This window comes from Rhodocaloribacter litoris (assembly GCF_011682235.2).
Classification (GTDB): domain Bacteria; phylum Bacteroidota; class Rhodothermia; order Rhodothermales; family ISCAR-4553; genus Rhodocaloribacter; species Rhodocaloribacter litoris.
Genome location: NZ_CP076718.1, coordinates 3,348,094 through 3,366,330, shown reverse-complemented (window position 1 = coordinate 3,366,330; position 18,237 = coordinate 3,348,094). Strand labels below are relative to the sequence as shown.

Genomic DNA, 18,237 nt, shown 5'->3' with positions numbered 1-18,237 from the left:
GACCATGAAGCGCATGCGCACTGCCCTGAAACGTGCGGCCCTCCTGGCCACCGCCGTCCTGCTGCTGGCGGGCTGCGATCAGGATGACCGTTTCACCGAGCTGAACACGAACCCGACCGAGGCCAGCACCATCCCGCCGGACTTCCTCTTCACCACGGCGGAACTGGCCACGGCCGGCACCCGCTACGAACAGTGGCGCTCGAACCTGATCTACCCCGAGGCCATGATCCAGCACCTGGCCGAGACCTGGTATACCGGCGACAAGTACACCACCAACGCCGACTGGCTCTCGGCCCTGTGGACGGTCTCCTACAACGGCAACGGCGACGGGCAACGGGCCCCGATCAAGCTCCTCGTCGACCTGATCTACAACAACGTGGATCCCGAATGCCGCCAGACGCAGGAGATCTTCACCGAATGTCCCCCCTTCCCGGCGACCAACGTCAACAAGATCGCCGCGGCCCGGATGCTGCGCGTGTTCGTCTTCCAGCGCCTGACCGACATGTACGGCGACCTGCCCTACTTCGAGGCCGGCATGGGCTTCCTCCGGAACATCATCGCCCCCCGCTTCGACACGCAGGAGGAGATCTACCGGGACATGCTCAAAGAGCTGGAACAGGCCGTGGCCCAGCTCGACCCGGCCTTCCCCACCTACGGCTCGGCGGACGTCATCTACGGCGGTGACGTGGAGAAATGGCGGCGCTTCGGCAACTCGCTCATGCTCCGCCTGGCCATGCGCCTGGTCAAGCGGGACCCGGCCCTGGCCCAGCAATGGGCTCAGAAGGCCATCAGCGGCGGGCTCATGCAGGGCATTGACGACAACTTCATGGTGCGCCACGAACGGGGCGGCAGCGAGGGCCCCAACGGCCTCAACACGAACGGCGTCGGCGAGGTCCTCTCCGACTTCGGCCGGCCCAAGTGCACCCGCACATTCGTCAACCACCTCAAAACCACCGCCGACCCCCGCCTGACCGTCTTCTGCGGCATCGGAGGTAGGCTGACCTCACTCGAAGCACAAAAGGGCATGCCTGGCGGCAACGACGCCAACACGATCAGCGATCCGAGCTGGCCCTGGCACGACCCGGGCTTCACCAGCTTTGCGGACTATTCGGTGCCGACGGACTGGGTCAGCAGCAAAACGGCCCCCACGTTCCTGCTGACCTACGCCGAAGTCGCGTTCCTCACGGCCGAGGCCGCCGTGCGCTGGGGGATCGGCGGCGACCCGGCCACGCACTACGCCAGCGGCGTCCGCGCCTCCATGCAGCAACTGGCCTTCTACGAGGGCGCACCGGAGATCTCCGCCGCCGAGATCGACGCCTACCTGGCCGCCAACCCCTTCGACCCGGGCCGGGCCCTCGAACAGATCAACACCCAGATCTGGATCACTACCTTCCTACAGGGCCACGAGGCCTGGGCCAACTGGCGGCGCAGCGGCTACCCCGTCCTCGAACCGGTCAACTGGCCCGGCAACGTCACCGGCGGGCGCATTCCCCGGCGGCTCGGCTTCTGGGGAGACCTGGTCCTCAACCCCAATGCCCGGACGGCCCTCGAACGCCAGGGCCTCTCCGGCCAGTTCGACCTCTCTACACCTGTCTGGTGGGACGCACCCTGACCCACCGGATCACCGCGACCCGGGACGTCTCTCCGCCCCGGGTCGCAAGACCGGCCGCCTGAGCAACGGCCGGTTGGCGGGACGAGAAAGCGCGGGTCGGGATCTCCTGGCCCGCGCTTTCGTCGTCACCCGGAACGCCCACATCTCGGCGTGTACACGCCGAGAACGGAACAGCCAAAGATCATGGACCCGCACGCTGCACGCGCAAACAGCACCTGGCTTGCCCCGCAACGGGCCCTTCTCCTGACGGTGCTCTTCGCAACCGCATGCGGGAGCAGCCCGCCGGAAGAGGTCCCGCCGCTTTTCTCCCGCGTGCCGCCGGAAAGGTCGGGCATCACTTTCGTCAACCGCATCGTCGAGGACGAAGGCTTCAACGTCCTCGAATACGAATACTTCTACAACGGGGGCGGAGTGGTCGCCGGGGACGTCAACGGCGACGGCCTGCCCGACCTTTTCTTCACCGCCAACGCCGGCCCCAACCGGCTCTACCTCAACCGGGGCGACTTCGTCTTCGAAGACGTCACCGAACAGGCCGGCCTCTCCGGCACCGACGCCACCCGGGATACCGGCGTCGGCACGAGGACGGTGCCCCTCGTTGTCGCCGCCTACAACGACGGCCCGCTGGCGGTCTTCGCGCTCCTGCCGTCCCGCCCCCCTTCGTGAAGCCGCATCGCCCCCTCACTCATCCACCCAGCCAACCCCTCCGCCCATGCGCCTGCTTCTCGCCCTGTGCTCCCTCCCCCTCATGCTGGTCGCCTGTGAGACGCCCCCCGAATCCGCTCCCCTCCGGTTGACCTGGGGCGTCGTAGAGAACCGCGGCCAGGCTTTCGATTTCACACTCACGCTGACCAATGCAGGTACAGCCCCCTGGCCGGCTTCGGGCTGGACGCTGTACTTCAACAGCCTGCGGCGGATCCTGCCCGAGTCGGTACCGCCCGAGGTCACCGTCGAGCACGTCAACGGGGATCTGTTTCGCCTCTTCCCCACCGACGCTTTCCCCGAGCTCGCGCCGGGAGACAGCCTGACCCTGACGATGCAGGGGCAGTACTGGGCCATCAAGCGCTCGGACGCCCCTGCCGGATTCTATCTGATCTTCGAAGACGACCGTGATCCCGTCCCCGTGCCCGTCACCGTGCGCCCGTTCACGTCGGAGCGGCAGACGCGCCGCTCGCCGGCCGACGTGCTGCCCGTGCCGACGGCGGCCTCGGTGTACCGCACGAACGCCGCCCTCCCGCCGCACCCGCCCGAGACACCGCCCGTCATCGTCCCGACGCCCGTACGGATGACCCCGGGCACGGGCACCTTCACACTCACGCCCGACACCCCCATCCGCCACGCCGAAGGGCTCGACGGCGAGGCGGCCTTCCTGGCCGAGGCGCTGGCCCCGCTCCTGGGCACCCGCCCACCCGTCGAACCCGGCACGGAGCGCCGGGCGGGCGCCGTCGTTCTGGAAACCGGCCCGGTGGCGGTGCCGGGCATCGCAACGCACGACGAAGCCTACCGCCTGGCGGTCACGCCGGAAGGCATCCGCATCGCCGGAGAGGGGCCGGCCGGGGTGTTCTACGGCGTACAGAGCCTGCGGGCCCTCCTGCCCGTCCAGGCCTATGCCGGCCCGCAGCCGTCGCTCGAGGTGCCCGCCCTCACGCTCGAGGACGCCCCGCGCTTTCCGTACCGGGGCTTCCACCTGGACGTGGCCCGCAACTTCCAGCCGAAGGAGGCCGTCCTCAAGCTCCTCGACCTGATGGCCTTCTACAAGCTCAACCGGTTTCACTTCCACCTGACCGACGACGAGGGCTGGCGCCTGGCAATCCCCGACCTGCCCGAGCTGACCGACGTCGGCGGGCGGCGAGGCCATACCACCGACGAGCGCGACCGCCTTGTACCTTCCTACGGCTCCGGCCCCTTCCCGGACCACCTCCCCGGCAGCGGCCACTACACCCGCGACGACTTCGTCGAGATCCTTCGCCATGCGACGGCCCGCCACATCGAGGTCATCCCCGAGGTCGACGTGCCCGGTCACGCCCGGGCCGCCATCCGCGCGATGGAAGCCCGGCACGCCCGCCTGCTGGCCGAGGACCGTCCCGGCGAGGCGGCCGCCTACCGCCTCATCGACCCGGACGACGCCTCCTCCTACCGCTCCGTTCAGATGTGGGACGACAACGTCCTCAACCCCTGTGTCCCCGGTACGTACCGCTTCCTCGAAGCCGTCTTCGACGCGCTCGTCGCGATGTACGCCGAGGCGGGGGCACCGCTGACGACCGTCCACATCGGCGGAGACGAAGTTCCGCACGGTGTATGGGAACGCTCACCGGCGTGCGCCGCCCTGATCGCCGAAGACCCGGCCCTCGACGGCACGGATGACCTCTGGGACCACTTCCTCCGCCGCACGAGCGACCTGCTCGCCGCGCGTGGACTGACCACGGCCGGCTGGGAGGAAATCGCGCTGGCGGCCTCCTCCGACCATACCGCCGGCGTGCCGAACCCCGGCTTCGCCCGGCGCGGCTTCCGGGCCTACGTGTGGAACACCGTCTGGGGCTGGGGCGCCGAGGACCTGGCCTACCGGCTCGCCAACGCCGGCTACCCCGTCGTCCTGTCGAACGCTCCCCACCTCTACTTCGACATGGCCTACGACAAACACCCGGAAGAGCCGGGCTTCTACTGGGCCGGTTTCACCGATACGCGGGCGGCGTTCGAGCTGGTGCCGTTCGACCTGTTCAAGAATGCCCGGGCAGATGCGCTGGGGCGCCCGCTCGATCCCGCCACCTTCACCGGGCGCGCGCGCCTGACCGAGACCGGACGGCGCAACATCCTGGGCCTGCAGGGGCAGCTCTGGGGCGAGACCCTCATCTCGCCGGAGCGGCTCGAGTACATGGCGTTTCCGAAGCTGCTCGGCCTGGCCGAACGGGCCTGGGCGCCCGAGCCTGCCTGGGCCCGCCACGACGACCCCGCCAGCCGCCAGGCCGCGCTGGCCGAAGCCTGGAGCGCCTTCGCCCACCGCCTGGGCCGCCGCGAACTGCCGCGACTCGACCACTTGCACGGCGGCGTCGCCTACCGCCTGCCGCCACCCGGCGCCGTCATCGAGAACGGCCTGCTCCACGCCAACGTGGCCTTTCCGGGCCTGACGATCCGCTACACCACCGACGGCACCGAGCCGACGGCGACCTCCACCGTCTACGCCGGCCCCGTGGCCGTAACCGGCCCGGTGAAACTCCGCACCTTCGACACACGCGGGCGCGGTAGCCGCACCGTCGAGGTTCACCCGTAGCGACACACGGCCCGGTCGCGACCGCCACGCTGCCTGCCTACCTGCCGCAGCGACGACGCCCCTTCAGGCCCCGGCGGCCTCCGGCGTCTCCGCTTTCGGTCGCCAGAGGACGGCGTAGATGATCTCCAGGTAGCCACCCAGGATGAGCAGGGGGGCGACGTACAGCGAGATGAACCCGTCCACCTCGTTCTCGATCCGCATGATCACGTAGCCGACGACGACCAGCGCCACCCCCAGCAGCAGCAACAGGTAGTTGCGACGGGTAAAGACCATCGCGCCGCCACGCCGGGTGCCCGGACGGCGCCGGGTACCGGAGGCGCGCGAACGCCGGCGTGCAGTGGATCGGGCAGGCATCTCGACGGGAATCGTGAAGGTGGACAAAAAGCCGTTGACGACGACCCGGCGACAAACTCGGGTTCCGGGATGAGGTTCCGCCCCGTCGCCCGGTGTCGGAACGCAACCGGCCCGCCGCGTGAAAACCGGCCAAACTTGCGCGCCGGTGTACCGGCCGGAGAAGCTGGTTCGTAGATTGCGGCACCGCCGGACCTGCCGCCCGTTCCGCTCAGGCTTTCGTCCCATGCTCACGTTTTTTCGCCACGCCGCCGCCGGCCTCGTCGTCTTGCTTGTCCAATGGCTCGTGCTCGGACGGCTGGCCCTCTGGGGCGCCACCCCCGATGCCGTGCTGCTCTTCGTGGCCTGGCTGGGCCTGCGTCACGGGCGACGCTACGGGGCGATCGGCGGCTTCGTCTTCGGCTTCTTCATGGATGCCATCTACGGCCTGTGGGGCATCCACATGTTCGCCAAGACCCTGACGGGCTTCCTGCTGGGGCTCTTTCCGGCCCGGGAGCGCGAGACGCTGCTGATCCTGCCGCGCCAGGCGCTGGTCGGCGGGCTCGTCATCGCCCTGTTGCACAACGGCGTCGTGGTCACGTTGCTGGCGCTCGAGTCCGGGGCGAGCAACACCTTCATGGCGACGGCGCTCTGGCTCGGGTCGTCCCTCTACACGGCGTTCGTCGGCTTCGTCGCCGCCCTGTTCAACGTGCGTTGAGCTCAGGCCATCGCCCGGGCGGCGCGGACGAGGTCGGCGAGCACGCCGGCGGCGGTCAGTTCCGGTCCGGCACCGGGCCCCTGGATGACGAGGGGGCGGTCGCGGTACCGCTCCGTCGTGAAGACGACCATGTTGTCCGTGCCGGCCAGCCCGGCCAGCGGAGAGCCGGGATCGACCGCCTCGACGCCCGCGCGAAGGCAGCCGTCCTCGAGGCGGGCCACATACTGCAACCGCCCCGCACGTGCGAGGCGTTCGCGCCAGGCGTCGTCCCCCTCCGCCAGGCAGCGCAGGAACGCCTCCGTGGAACCCGAACGCAGCGTCCCGGGCACGAGCGACGTCACCGCCACATCGGCCAGTTCGGCCTTGAGGCCGGCCTCGCGGGCGATCACGAGCAGCTTGCGCGCCACGTCCCGCCCGTCGAGGTCCTCCCGGGGGTCGGGCTCGGTGTAGCCGTGGGCGCGGGCTTCACGGACCGCCTCGGAGAAAGCCACGCCTTCGGCCATCCGGTTGAAGACGAAGGCCAGCGTTCCCGAAAGCACCGCTTCGAGCCGTAGGAGCCGGTCCCCGGCCCGGAGCAGGTCGCGCAGGGTGGAGATCACCGGCAGCGCTGCGCCCACGGTCGTCTCGTAGCGGTAGGGAACCTCGTTGCGCCGGGCCAGCGAGTGGAGCCGGTCATAATAGGCCTGCTCCAGCGTGTTGGCGCGCTTGTTCGGCGTGACGACGCCGATGCCGTTGCCGATGAGGTCGGCATAGCGCCGGGCCACCGCCTCCGAGGCCGTCGCGTCGATGACGATGAGGCGCTCGAGATGGCTGTCGATGAGCCGTTCGACGAGTTCGTCGAGTGTGGTGGCCGTGCCCTCTGCCTTGAGACGGGCACATGCACCGCCGAAGTCGATCCCTTCGTCGTCCCACACGATGCGGCCCGAGTTGGCGACCCCGACGAGGCGGAGGTTCAGATCCAGGCTTTTGAGCAGCACCGGGGCCTGCACCTCCAGGATGCGGAGGAGCGCCCGCCCGACCCCGCCGGGACCGATCAGGCAGAGGTGGACGCGCTCGTGGGCCCGGGCAAAGACCTCGTGCAGCGCCCGCACGGCCCGCCGGGCATCGCGCGCACTCACGACCGCCGAGATGTTGGTTTCGGCCGCGCCCTGGGCGATGGCGAGCACGTTGATGTTGGCCCGGCCGAGCGTGGAGAACATCCGGCCGGCCAGCCCCGGCTGCATCCGCATCTGATCACCGACGACCGAGAGCACCGCACATTCCGGCACGGGATAGACGCGGCTTATGTCGCCGTGTTCGAGTTCACGGGCGAAGGCCTCGACCAGCGCCGTCACGGCCCGCTCGGCCTCCCCTTCCCGCACCGCAATGCAGATGCTCTGCTCGCTCGACGCCTGCGAAATCATCAGCACGTTGATCTGCCGGGCGGCCAGGGCGCCGAAGGCCCGGGCCGAGATGCCGGGCACCCCCATCATACCGGTCCCTTCGATCATGACGAGGGCCACGCCCTGGATCGAGGTGACGGCCTTCACCCGCCCCTCGGTCGGCCTGGAAACGGAGGTGATCAGCGTTCCCGGCGCCTCCGGGTTGAGGGTGTTCTTGATACGCAGCGGAATGCCGGCCTCGATGAGCGGCCGCATGGTCCGGGGATGCAGCACCTTCGCGCCGAAGTAGGCCAGTTCGGCGGCCTCACGATAACTCAGTTCGGGCAGGGTGAAGGCGGCGGGTACCAGGCGCGGATCGGCCGACAGCACCCCGTCCACGTCCGTCCAGATGACGACGCGTTCGGCGCGAAGGGCCCCGGCCAGGATGGTGGCCGTATAGTCGCTGCCCGAACGGCCCAGGGTGGTGGTCACCCCGCGCTCGGTCGAGGCGATGAAGCCGGTTACGACAGCGATCTGACCGGGGGGCAACGCCTCGAAGTAGGTGCGGACGAGCCGGTTGGTCTCGTCGAAGAGGACGGTGGCCTCGCCGAAGGCATCGTCCGTACGGATGAAGCGGGTGGCGTCGTGGGCGGCGGCGTCGAGGCCGGCGGCCCGAAAGGCGGCGGCCACGAGCGGGGCCGACACGCGCTCGCCCATCCCGATGATGGCATCGCGCGAACGAAGCGTGCACTCCCGGAGCAGCGAGACACCGTCGAGCAGCTCGCCGAGGTCTCGCCAGTGGGCCGCCAGCGTCTCACGGAGCGCCTCCCGCTCCCCCGCCGGGGCCAGGGCCTGCAAGACCTCCTCGTGCCGCCGCCAGAGCGCATCGAGTAGCTGCCGGTGCTCGCCCGTGCGTGCGAGGGCCGCGTCGATGGCGGCGATGAGCTGGTCCGTCACCCCGCCGAGCGCCGAGACCACCACCACACGGTGGGCGTCCTCCGGCTCGGCCCGCACCAGTTCCACCACCCGGCGGATCCGCTCGGCCGTCGCCACCGAGGTGCCGCCAAACTTGAAAACGTGAAAAGGTAGCCCGCTTGCCATGGCTTTTCGTCGACTGCATGTGCGCTGTTGAAGCGCCCCCAACCGCCGGAAGGGCTTCCATGATCCCACCCCGTGTTCCCCCCTTCCCGCTTCTTCCCGAAAAAATTAACAAGCCGAATCTCGTCTGCGACGTACAAGGGCCGCGGGGCGCGGCCGGGATACGCCGGCCGGGAACCTGGTTTGTGAATTGATCGTGGAAGCCCCCGCAAGCATTGCAACGCCGTTCCGATGCTTGCTATCTTGGGTGTCCTTACTGGCACAGGGGGCTATAGCTCAGTTGGTAGAGCGCTGCAATGGCATTGCAGAGGTCAGCGGTTCGAATCCGCTTAGCTCCACACACGGAAGCGGGCTTGCCCCGCTTTCTTTTTTTGCCCCGGCAACCGCCAGGCTCCTTTCCCCCTCGATCCCACCGCCATGGCCAACCCGACCCACCTCGACCGGCTCCACCAGGGCGTCGATGCCTGGAACACCTGGCGGGATGCCGAACCGGACACCCGCCCGGACCTCGAAGACGCCGACCTCTCGGGACGTAACCTGACGAACATCAACCTGAAGCGGGCCAACCTGCAGGGCGCCCGCCTCCACAAGACGTTCCTGACGGTGGCCGACCTCGAAGACGCCGACCTCACCGGCGCCGACCTCACGAAAACCAACCTCACGGGCGCCCACCTCGACCGGGCCCGTCTCCGGCGCGCCCGCATGCAGCACGCCGACCTCGGCTTCGCCACCCTGAACGAAGCCGACCTCACCGGCGCCGACCTCTCCGACGCGCACCTGCTCGAAGCCCTCCTCTTCGGCGCCAACCTGCGCGGCGTCGTGGCCCGGCGGGCCAAGTTCCGCGAAGCCATCCTCACCGGCGCCGACCTCACCGGCGCCGACCTCACCGATGCCGACCTCATCGGCGCCACACTCGACGGCGCCACACTCGACGGCGCCAGCCTGCCGCCGCTCTTCAACCAGGGAGAAGAAGACTGGAAGCGCGAAGCGTGAAGAATGCAGGTCTTCGCCCTGACCGGGCGACGCCAGATACACGCCCGAGAAGGCCCTTCAGAACGTCTGCCCGATGCTGAAGTGGATGTTGAAGCGGTTCAGGAAGCGTTCCTCCGGCGGGTCGGGGCGGGCACCGATGTCGAACAGATAGCGCGCCGCCGCCGGCTGTAAATCCTCGGGATCCGGGTTCAGCTTGTAGGCAATGTCGAAGCGCAACGCCCCGACCGGCGACTGATACCGCAGCCCGGCGCCCACGCCATACTTGAGAGCATCGAGGTTGAAGATCGACTCCGCGGCCAGGAGCGGGTTGCCACTCTCGTCGCGCAGCACCCGCCCGTCGGCGTCCCGCTGCAGGGCGCCGGAGATCTGCCCGACGTCGAGGAAGGTGGCCAGTCCCCACCGGGAACCCAGCCCCGGAAAAGGCCAGCGCACCTCCACACTGCCGGACAGCTTGGCCAGCCCGCCCACGGCTTCGTAGAGGGTGTCCCGGGCGGCCGGCCGGGCAAACTTGGCCCCGAGCAGTTGCAACGCCCAGCCCCGCACGTCGCCACTGCCACCGGCGTAGAAGCGGATGGGGTCGAACCGAAATTCCACCTCGGGATCCTGCTGGTTGCGGCTCCCGCCCAGCGGCCAGAGCCGGCCTGCCGTCACACGCGCATTCAGGCCGACGCGGCGCGTCAGCGGCAGGTAGCCGTGTAGATCCAGCGACGCCTTGTAATAGGTGATGCCCGACTTCAACAGCCCTGCCGCTTCTACCTGCGGGCGTATCAGAAACCCCCGGCGCGGGTTCTGGAAATCGTTCAGGCGGCCCAGGGTGGCACCGGCCGTCACGATGTTGCGGTTGTAGACGTTCAGCGTGTCGGCGATCTGGCCGCCTCCGAGCGGCACCGCCCGGGCAAACGTGTGCTGGACGCTGAGCGTGCGAAAGGGCAAGAACTCATAGATCCACGTGGTGTTGATCCCAAACTCGTAGAAGCTGGTGCCGAGCTGGTTCTCGTCGTCGAACCAGGTGAAGAAGGGAGACGGGATGACCGAGAGGCGAGTGGTAAAGAGGTAGGGCTGGCGCAGCGACAGCGACGCACTGAAGCTCCGAACGGCCTGGCGATCCCCCTGCGGCAGTGCCAGCAACCCCGTCCGCCACTCGGCCGACGCCGTGAACTGGCGAGCCCCGCCGAAAAAGTTGCGGTGCTGCCAGCTGGCCTGCAGGGACAGGCCGTCTTCACGGGCCCAGCCGATCTGCGTCGTGACGTACCGGGGTTCGGCCTCCCGGACCCGCACCCGCACGGTCACGGTGCTGTCGCGCGGTTGATCTTCGGGCACCTCCACGAGCGCCACACGGAAAAGGTTCAGCCCGAAGAGCTCCCGCTGGCCCCGTTCGAGGCGACCGGAGGAAAAACGGGTGCCGGGCCGAAACGGCAGCTCGCGGAGCACCACGCGCTCGCTCACCGACCGGACCCCCTCCACCTCGACCTCCCCGAAATAGGCCATGGGACCGGCATCGACGGTGAAATGCAGATCGACCACATGGGCCGCGGAATCCACAAGCGTCCAGGCATCGACCTGGGCGAAGGCATAGCCCCGGTCCCGCAGCCAGCGTACCACCTCGCCCCGGCTCAGCACCAGCTCCGTCTCGGTGAACCGGTTGCCGGCGCGCTGCCGGATCTGGTCGCGCAGCTTGCGCCAGCGGGGTTGCAGCGGCTCGGGAAACTGCTCCACGGCGGGGCGCCCGTCGGCTCCGGTAAAACGGATGTCCTGCAAAACGAGCGGAGGCCCTTCCCGGATGGTAAAGATGACGTGGAGGGTGTTCTCGGTCGTGTCGAGCTGTGAAGCCGGATAGTCGATGTCGGGATTGAGAAAACCGTTGCGCCGGTAGAAGCGCCGGAGCCGCACCACGTCCCGCTGCAGTTCGATGGGGTCCAGCCGGTAGAGGCTCCGGTCATACGAGAGCAGGGGCAACACGTCGCGCAGCCGGTCCCAGAAGCCCGGTGCCCGCGTGACGATCTGTTCTTTGAGCTGCTCTTCCTCGAACGTCTTCGTGTCGACGAACCGGAAGGAAATGGCCCGGACGGTGGTGGCGTCGTTGCTCAGAAAGAGGTCGGTGGTGTTCTGTGCGCGCGCCGGCCCGGCCGTGCCCCCCCCGAGCAGCACGAGCAGCAGCCCCGCAAGGGCCATCCGCCGGCCCCCGGCGGCTCGTCGACCCCGGGCCCCTTTCCGTCCGGGTGCGATACACGACATGGCACGGCGAGTTAACGTGGCGAGAGGTGCTTTTCCGGAGAAGGCTCCGTTACCGTGGTCGTATCCATTCGTTCCCCGGAAACCGCATCAGGTTCCGGCGGCGCTTCCGGCCTGCCGCCCAGCCGGTGTCGCTTTTCATGGAGCAGGGTCACCAGCGCACCGATGATGAAAACCAGCCCCGAATAGTAGGCCCAGAAGACCAGCGCGATGATGAGCCCGAAGGTGCCGGCCGCGATCCCGACCCCGCCGAAACGCCCCACCTTGGTGGCATAGACGGCGAAGGCCACCTTCACCACCTCCCACAGCAACGCCGCCACCGTGGCCCCGAGCAAGGCACTCCGAACCGGAGGGTGCGGCTTCGGATTGAAATAGATGAGCTGAAAAAACACGGCCGTGCTCAGCACGAAAGGCAACACCAGGCCCAGCGCATTGAACAGCCGCCGCCATCCGGTGCGGAGCCACACGTAGTCCAGACCGACCTGCTGGAGAAAATCCGCACCGGCCGCATTGAGCGCCTGTAGCCCGAAGGTGAGTGCCAGGGACAGAATGAAAAAGATGCCGACCTGCACGACCATCCGCATGTCGAACAGGTAGCCGCGCAGGATGGAACGGTGGTCGTGCCACTCCTCGCGAAAGACGTTCGCCAGAACCGTACGAACGGTGGAAAAGAGCGTCATGGCGGAGAGAAACAACGCCACCGCCCCGATGAAGGTCAACGTGCCGCCGACGGCCAGAAACTGCTGCAGGAACGTGATGATTTGCCAGCTCTGCGGGGGCGGCAAAAAGTCCCGTACGAGCCGGGAGATCGCCTCGAAGGCCGTCTCCAGCGGAGCGTCCTGGCGCAGCATGAGGGCGAGGATGCCGGTGCCGAGGAGAACCAGCGGCACGAGCGTCACGAGCACCTTGAATGCGATGGCCTGGGCCCACAGGAAAACGTCCTTGTCGTCCAGAAGCCGGTACAATCCCCCCAGATAGTACCGGACCGGCGCCGGGGTCAGGCGTACCAGGAATTCCTTCATACGGGAACTCTACTCGCAACACGCGGGGATTGATTCAACGCCGTTCCGATCCGGACGCGTTCCGTCCGCTACGTGATGCAAGCAACGTCCCTCCGGCCTGACGCGCTCCCTGCCCGGACCACCCCCCGCCGGGCAGGAAGGCGGGGGTGGAAGGGTGGAAAGGTGGAGGCGGGGCAGATCGCCGGGCACGCGACGCGCGCCGGCCCCTCAGGCGCTGGCCTTGCGTTCCTCGTAGACCGGCGCCTCCTTGTAAAGGACGGCGCCGCGGGTGATCCGGCAGGCCCCGACGTCCGCATGGGCATGGACATTGAACATGACCTCCAGCATCGTTTCTTCCATGACGGCCCGCAGGCCGCGGGCGCCGGTACCCAGGGCCCGCGCCCGTTCTACGATGGCGTCGAGCGCATCGTCGTCGAAATAGAGGTCGATGCCGTCCATGGCCAGGAGCTTCTGGTACTGCTTGACGAGCGCATTGCGGGGTTGGGTGAGAATCGCCTTCATGGCCTCGTCTGAGAGGGCATCGAGCGCGGCGATGACCGGCAGGCGCCCGATGAGCTCCGGAATCAGCCCGAAACGGAGCAGGTCGTCCGGCTCGACGTGCTGAAAGATGTCCGGGTCGTTCTTGCTGACGGAGCGGGACTCGTCGGCCAGGAAGCCGATGGTGTTGCGCGAGAGGCGCCGGGCGATGATCTCGCTCAGGCCGTCGAAGGCACCGCCGCAGATGAACAAAATGTTGGTGGTGTCGATGTTGATGAGGCTCTGTTCGGGGTGCTTGCGCCCGCCCTTGGGAGGAACGCCGGCGATGGTGCCCTCGAGGATCTTGAGCAGGGCCTGCTGCACCCCTTCGCCCGAGACGTCGCGCGTGATGGAGGCGTTGTCCCCTTTGCGGGCGATCTTGTCGATCTCGTCGATGTAGATGATGCCCCGCTCGGCCCGCTCGACGTTGAAGTCGGCGGCGTGCAACAGGTGGGCCAGGATGCTTTCGACGTCTTCGCCCACATAGCCGGCTTCCGTCAGGGCGGTGGCGTCGGAGATGGAGAAAGGCACGTCGAGGATGCGCGCCAGCGTGCGGGCCAGCAGGGTCTTGCCCGTGCCGGTGGGCCCGATGAGCAGGATGTTCGACTTTTCGAGTTCGACGTCGTCGTACTCGTGGAAATAGTCGCGGGCGTCGATGCGCTTGTAATGGTTGTAGACGGCAACCGCCAGGGCCTTTTTCGCCCGTTCCTGCCCGATCACGTATTCATCGAGGGCCTGCTTGATCTCCAGGGGGGTCAGCCGGCGGTGGCGGGGGGGCGCACCGCGCCGCCCTCCCGGAGCACCGTTCCCTCCGTGATAGGCCGCCAGGTCGCTTCGGACGATACCGGCCGCATCGTTGATGCACCGGTCGCAGATGTACACATCCGGTCCGGCGACCATCGACGTCACTTCATGGGCCGTACGACCACAAAAGGAACAGCGGATGATGTCCTCTCCGCGCCGATTGCTCATGATCTATGGATATACCTGAAGATGGTCGAAAGGAGGGGAAGGATCGGCCCACGCCATGCGTTCTGCCATGGTACGTATATCGCATCAGATCCGCAACCACTTAAGCCGGGCCCGGCGATCGCCCCCTGTGAAAAGCGTGTTCACCGGGGTGATGCCCGCCCGGAAACCCGGCCGCATTTCGGCGGTAGGCGGGCTGCATCCCGGAGCGCCCACGCGCCGTTCATGGTTTTCTGGTACCTGACGCACGGTTCGCATGCTGGACCCGCGCCGTTCCCTGTCGTTGCCCCCGGCCTTCCTGGACCGGCTGCGGGCCATCGTGGCGCCGGACCGCTACGAGGCCGTCCTCGACGCGTTCGTTGCCCCCCGGGCGACCGGCTTCCGGGTGAACACGCTCCGGGCCGCCACGGCGCAGGTGACGGAGGCCCTGACGCGGGCGGGCCTCCGGCTTCATCCCGTTCCCTGGAAGGCCGATGCCTTCTGGGTACCGGCGGCCATGCGCGCGCGCCTGCTGGCTTCCGCCCCGGCCGTCGAACACCGGATCTACGTCCAGAACCTCTCGAGCATGGTGCCGGTGGAGGTCCTGGCGCCGGTGCCGGGCGAGCGCGTGCTCGACCTGGCCGCCGCCCCGGGCAGCAAAACCCTGCAGATCGCCTGTCGCCTCCAGGGTGCCGGCGAACTCGTAGCCGTGGAAGCCGTGAAGCACCGGTTCTTCAAGCTCCGCGCCAACCTGGAGGCCCAGGGGGCCGCGTCCTTCGTCCGTCCCCTCCTGCGCGACGGCGCCACCGCCTGGCGCCATCGCCCCGAATACTTCGACCGCGTCCTGCTGGATGCACCGTGCTCGGGCGAGGGCCGCTTTCACACGGCGGACCCGTCGTCCTATGCCTACTGGAGCCCGCGCAAGATCCGGGAGATGGTGCGCAAGCAGCGGCGGCTGCTTTTTTCGGCCGTCCAGTGCCTGCGGCCCGGCGGGGTGCTGGTCTATGCGACGTGCTCGCTCGCCCCGGAAGAGAACGAGGGGATCATCGCCTGGGCCCTCCGGCAGTTCGGCGACGCCCTCCGCGCCGAACCGCTCGGCCTCACGCTCGACAACATGCAGCCGCCGCTCACCGCCTGGCAGGGGCACCCGTTCGACCCCGGCCTTGCACCGGCCCGTCGCCTGCTGCCGACGCCGATCATGGAAGGGTTCTTCGTATGCCGGCTCCGCAAGCTGCACAGCACCCTCGGGAGACGTCACGCCGCCGGATGAGGGGCCGCTTCTTGCAGGATTGCCGGCCCGTACTTTTCAAAAAGGAAACGCTCGCGATAGAGATGATAGGCCGTCCGGCAAACGCGGTCGGTGTAATAGGCATTGAAGCCGCTCCCGACCACGGCCCCGACGACGGGAACGGCCTGTCCCAGCTTGGCGCCGGTCAGGCGAAGGCCCAGCATCCGAACCGCCCGTTCGAGGGCACGCGTCAGCCCCATCTGTTCGATGGCCTGCAGGCCCTGCCGGCGGGCCACCCGTCCGGCGGCCGAGAGTACGGGGCTCAGCGCCAGGTCGCGTGCCTTGCTGCGCGAACGCGAGACGTGGTCCAGGATGGAGAGGGCATAGAGGCGTTCCCCGGCCTCGGCGATGTCGAAGCCGCAATAGGCCGCGTATTCGCCGGTGGCCCGGAGGTTGAGCGCCACCAGCGCCACCAGGTCGGGCACGATGCCGGAGGCACCGGCCAGTCCCGTCGCCGCGCCCTCGGCGGCCGCCAGCGCCCGGTATTTGCCGCGGAGCCCCGCCAGGGCCCGGTCCACCTCGGCCAGGTCGAGCCGGCGGATGTCACGGGGATGACGGACCGGGTGCCCCGCCTGCCGGTAGACATGGCAGATGGCATCGGCCGGCACGGTATCCTGGCAGACTTCATTGACCACCGTGAGCAACCCGGCCACCACGTTGTCGACGGTCCACCCGACGCCGGGCACCTGGCAGAGAAGGTCGGCTACGTCGCTCCAGGCCTCCGAGATCGCCCCGGCCGCCTGTGCCAGCCACCCCTTCTCCGGGTTGCGCCAGGCCTGCGCCTGCCGCCACACCGCCCGCTCGTAGGGCGAGGGCTGCGGAGCCGGTACCGGTACGTGCGACATGATCGTTCCGTGTCGAAGGAGGATGCCCCCGGCTGCGGCCGGCGGCGAACGGGTCTTATACGAGCCAGAACCAAAAGGTTGTTCTCAGTTGAAGATCGGCCAGAAAACGCCGAACCGAAAACGGCGCTCCGGAAGCGGATAGTCCGGAACGATCAGGTTTCCCACCAGCAGGGCGGTACCGCTGAGCATGTTCTCATAGGCGAGGAAGAGGATGGCCGTACGTACTCCGGCCGACACGAACAGGTCGAGCGTGCCGGCGGCATCGACCGGGCGCGCACCGGCTTCGGGCAAGACGAGCAGTCCCGTGGGCGGGTGCAACGTGCGTCCCTGCATCGCGCCCCAGTAGCGTCCCCGGAGGGTGACGTCGAGATCGAGGTCGTTCCGGAAGAGGACGAACCGGGCGCCGAGGCGGGCCTCGCCGAAGACGCCCGGCAGGGCGTCGGGCAGGGCCCCGGCCGGCGGGTCGGGGCGGCTGAAGGTGGGCCGGAAGACGAAGTAGAGGCCCCGCCGGGCGTGGCGGCGGAAGCCGAGATCGAGCGCGATGCCGGCACGCCGCCAGGTGCCGGTCTCCACCCGGGCCGCCACCGTGTCTCCGGCCACGACGAAAAGATCGAGCGGGTCGGTGGTCTGGTGAAGGAAGGCAAAGGCCGTCAGGTCGAAGGAGCCCAGCCGGACCGTGAAGCCGCCGCGGCCCAGCGTCACGGGCCCGCCGGGTTCGTCCGAGGGGCGTACGACGGATCCGAAGCCATAACGTACCATGGGGGAAACCGGCTGCACCGTCCGGCTTGCCTCGACGAAGAGGGTCACGGGACCGGTTTCCCGGGCCAGCCGTCCGAAGGCGGCCGGATAGGTACGCCCGCCGTCCCGGTGGTACCCGCCTTCGAGGACCGCCTCAAAACCGCCGGCGGCGAGGGTGTCACGGGCCGCAAGGTGCACCTGCGTCCGGGTGAGGCCGAGCGAGTCGGGGAGCGCCCGGCCCTCGCGGACGCGGTCGTGCCAGAACGCGGCGCGGAGATGCAGCCGGCCCGGCAGGAGACTGTGCGTCGCCTGCACGCCGAGCCGGCGCATCCGGGCCGTGAGGGTGTCCGCCGCGTTGCGGTACTGGAAGCGCTCGTTCGTCCAGAAGCCAGTCAGGCGCAGGGGCGCATACCCGGCCGCCAGCTGCACCTGGAGCGTGACCGACAGGTCGTTGCGGATGGTTTCGCGCCGGGCTTCCTCCCGCTCCACCCGGGCCCCGAGCCGCTGGTAGATGGACGCATAGGGAGCCCCCGGGATCGGCAGCACCCCGCCGTGGGCCCCCACACGCCGCCGGTTGAAGAGTTCCTTCACTTCCACCGCCCAGCCGGGACGGGCATACTGCAGCCGCAGCAGCAACTGACGCGCCCGCCGTAACCGGCTGCCGGGATACTCCCCGCGCGCCGCGTGCCCGCCGTAGCCGAAGAGCACGTTCAGCCGGGCCGGGTTTCCCAGCCATCCGGGACGACGCTGCTGCACGTGTGCCACCGTCACACTCTGTAACCCCTTGTTGCTCGTACGGTAGCGGATCTCCGTCAGCGGCTCGGCGACGTCGAACGCACGCAGCCGGCCCTGCACCGCCACCGGCGCATCGTTCCAGGCCGGCTGCACCCGAAGCGGCTCCATGAACGTGAACGGGATCAGGTCGTAGCGGGCCCGGCCGGTGATCAAGTCGTTGAAGGGCAACCCGTCGACGTAGAGCCCCACGGTGTTCGGGCTGACCCCGTACGGGCTCCAGCCATGCGGCCAGCCCGGCGTGCCGAAATCGTAGACGAAGCTGCCGGGCTGCGCGCCCAGCAGGTCGACCGGGTCCAGGGCAATCGTCCGGGCCGGCAGCGCCGTCCCGACCGCGTCGCCGGGCACGGGAAACGCCACGGGGGCGGGGAAAGACGCCGTCGTCGCCGCGGCCGGCGCCCCCCGGAGGGTGTCGGCCTCCTGGGCCGCCAGCGGCACGGCCAGCCACCCCCCCAGCAGCACCGCCACCCAGCACCGCC

13 protein-coding genes and 1 tRNA gene are annotated in these 18,237 nt (G+C 68.7%); 7 read left to right on the top strand and 7 right to left on the bottom strand.

The window, feature by feature from the left end; translation table 11 throughout:
* The first annotated feature begins 13 nt into the window (after positions 1–13).
* From GQ464_RS13980 to GQ464_RS13970, 3 genes are all read left to right on the top strand, one after another.
* Positions 14–1,612 (top strand): SusD/RagB family nutrient-binding outer membrane lipoprotein, encoded by a 1,599-nt coding sequence (locus tag GQ464_RS13980; RefSeq protein WP_228350308.1) that lies wholly within the window; start codon positions 14–16, stop codon positions 1,610–1,612.
* A gap of 183 nt (positions 1,613–1,795) precedes the next feature.
* A complete protein-coding gene (locus GQ464_RS13975; protein ID WP_166974335.1) occupies positions 1,796–2,275 on the top strand; it encodes an FG-GAP repeat domain-containing protein in 480 nt (159 codons plus the stop codon).
* A 46-nt stretch (positions 2,276–2,321) separates the two neighbouring features.
* Complete coding sequence (locus GQ464_RS13970) at positions 2,322–4,877, top strand: family 20 glycosylhydrolase (RefSeq protein ID WP_228350307.1); 2,556 nt, start codon at positions 2,322–2,324, stop codon at positions 4,875–4,877.
* 63 nt (positions 4,878–4,940) lie between these two features.
* Here the strand turns inward: GQ464_RS13970 and GQ464_RS13965 are convergent, their stop codons facing one another.
* Positions 4,941–5,231: a DUF3098 domain-containing protein gene (locus GQ464_RS13965; RefSeq protein ID WP_228350306.1), complete on the bottom strand. Its 291-nt coding sequence runs from the start codon at positions 5,229–5,231 to the stop codon at positions 4,941–4,943.
* Between the two features lie 223 nt (positions 5,232–5,454).
* Between GQ464_RS13965 and mreD the strand changes: the two genes are divergently transcribed.
* Positions 5,455–5,925 carry a rod shape-determining protein MreD gene (gene mreD, locus GQ464_RS13960; RefSeq protein ID WP_166974341.1) on the top strand — a complete coding sequence of 157 codons (471 nt, stop codon included), beginning with the start codon at positions 5,455–5,457 and terminating at the stop codon, positions 5,923–5,925.
* 2 nt (positions 5,926–5,927) lie between these two features.
* On the opposite strand, the gene thrA is transcribed toward mreD, so the two are convergent.
* Entirely contained in the window at positions 5,928–8,387 is a 2,460-nt protein-coding gene (gene thrA / locus GQ464_RS13955) for a bifunctional aspartate kinase/homoserine dehydrogenase I (protein ID WP_166974344.1), read from the bottom strand.
* 262 nt (positions 8,388–8,649) lie between these two features.
* Between thrA and GQ464_RS13950 the strand changes: the two genes are divergently transcribed.
* Positions 8,650–8,722 (top strand) — tRNA-Ala (locus GQ464_RS13950).
* Between the two features lie 79 nt (positions 8,723–8,801).
* Complete coding sequence (locus GQ464_RS13945) at positions 8,802–9,377, top strand: pentapeptide repeat-containing protein (RefSeq protein WP_166974347.1); 576 nt, start codon at positions 8,802–8,804, stop codon at positions 9,375–9,377.
* 57 nt (positions 9,378–9,434) lie between these two features.
* Here the strand turns inward: GQ464_RS13945 and GQ464_RS13940 are convergent, their stop codons facing one another.
* From GQ464_RS13940 to clpX, 3 genes are all read right to left on the bottom strand, one after another.
* The gene (locus GQ464_RS13940) at positions 9,435–11,549 is read right to left on the bottom strand and encodes a BamA/OMP85 family outer membrane protein (protein WP_166974350.1); all 2,115 of its coding nucleotides are present in this window, start codon (positions 11,547–11,549) and stop codon (positions 9,435–9,437) included.
* 74 nt (positions 11,550–11,623) lie between these two features.
* Positions 11,624–12,631 (bottom strand): YihY/virulence factor BrkB family protein, encoded by a 1,008-nt coding sequence (locus tag GQ464_RS13935; protein ID WP_166974353.1) that lies wholly within the window; start codon positions 12,629–12,631, stop codon positions 11,624–11,626.
* A 207-nt stretch (positions 12,632–12,838) separates the two neighbouring features.
* Positions 12,839–14,119 (bottom strand): ATP-dependent Clp protease ATP-binding subunit ClpX, encoded by a 1,281-nt coding sequence (gene clpX, locus GQ464_RS13930; protein ID WP_166974356.1) that lies wholly within the window; start codon positions 14,117–14,119, stop codon positions 12,839–12,841.
* Positions 14,120–14,372: 253 nt separating this feature from the next.
* Here clpX and GQ464_RS13925 point away from each other — a divergent pair, with 253 nt between their 5' ends.
* Positions 14,373–15,365 carry an RsmB/NOP family class I SAM-dependent RNA methyltransferase gene (locus GQ464_RS13925; protein ID WP_166974359.1) on the top strand — a complete coding sequence of 331 codons (993 nt, stop codon included), beginning with the start codon at positions 14,373–14,375 and terminating at the stop codon, positions 15,363–15,365.
* Here GQ464_RS13925 and GQ464_RS13920 read toward each other — a convergent pair.
* Positions 15,350–16,228, bottom strand: a complete 879-nt coding sequence (locus tag GQ464_RS13920) for an EcsC family protein (RefSeq protein ID WP_166974362.1) — start codon at positions 16,226–16,228, stop codon at positions 15,350–15,352. The genes GQ464_RS13925 and GQ464_RS13920 overlap by 16 nt on opposite strands.
* A gap of 84 nt (positions 16,229–16,312) precedes the next feature.
* Entirely contained in the window at positions 16,313–18,226 is a 1,914-nt protein-coding gene (locus tag GQ464_RS13915) for a putative porin (RefSeq protein WP_166974365.1), read from the bottom strand.
* Positions 18,227–18,237: the final 11 nt, after the last annotated feature.

Excerpts from the sequence above, each read along its gene's own strand:
- GQ464_RS13980 (WP_228350308.1), top strand. The coding sequence starts at position 14 with ATGCGCACTGCCCTGAAACGTGCGGCCCTCCTGGCCACCGCCGTCCTG.
- GQ464_RS13975 (WP_166974335.1), top strand. The coding sequence starts at position 1,796 with ATGGACCCGCACGCTGCACGCGCAAACAGCACCTGGCTTGCCCCGCAA.
- GQ464_RS13970 (WP_228350307.1), top strand. The coding sequence starts at position 2,322 with ATGCGCCTGCTTCTCGCCCTGTGCTCCCTCCCCCTCATGCTGGTCGCC.
- GQ464_RS13965 (WP_228350306.1), bottom strand. The coding sequence starts at position 5,231 with ATGCCTGCCCGATCCACTGCACGCCGGCGTTCGCGCGCCTCCGGTACC.
- mreD (WP_166974341.1), top strand. The coding sequence starts at position 5,455 with ATGCTCACGTTTTTTCGCCACGCCGCCGCCGGCCTCGTCGTCTTGCTT.
- thrA (WP_166974344.1), bottom strand. The coding sequence starts at position 8,387 with ATGGCAAGCGGGCTACCTTTTCACGTTTTCAAGTTTGGCGGCACCTCG.
- GQ464_RS13945 (WP_166974347.1), top strand. The coding sequence starts at position 8,802 with ATGGCCAACCCGACCCACCTCGACCGGCTCCACCAGGGCGTCGATGCC.
- GQ464_RS13940 (WP_166974350.1), bottom strand. The coding sequence starts at position 11,549 with ATGGCCCTTGCGGGGCTGCTGCTCGTGCTGCTCGGGGGGGGCACGGCC.
- GQ464_RS13935 (WP_166974353.1), bottom strand. The coding sequence starts at position 12,631 with ATGAAGGAATTCCTGGTACGCCTGACCCCGGCGCCGGTCCGGTACTAT.
- clpX (WP_166974356.1), bottom strand. The coding sequence starts at position 14,119 with ATGAGCAATCGGCGCGGAGAGGACATCATCCGCTGTTCCTTTTGTGGT.
- GQ464_RS13925 (WP_166974359.1), top strand. The coding sequence starts at position 14,373 with ATGCTGGACCCGCGCCGTTCCCTGTCGTTGCCCCCGGCCTTCCTGGAC.
- GQ464_RS13920 (WP_166974362.1), bottom strand. The coding sequence starts at position 16,228 with ATGTCGCACGTACCGGTACCGGCTCCGCAGCCCTCGCCCTACGAGCGG.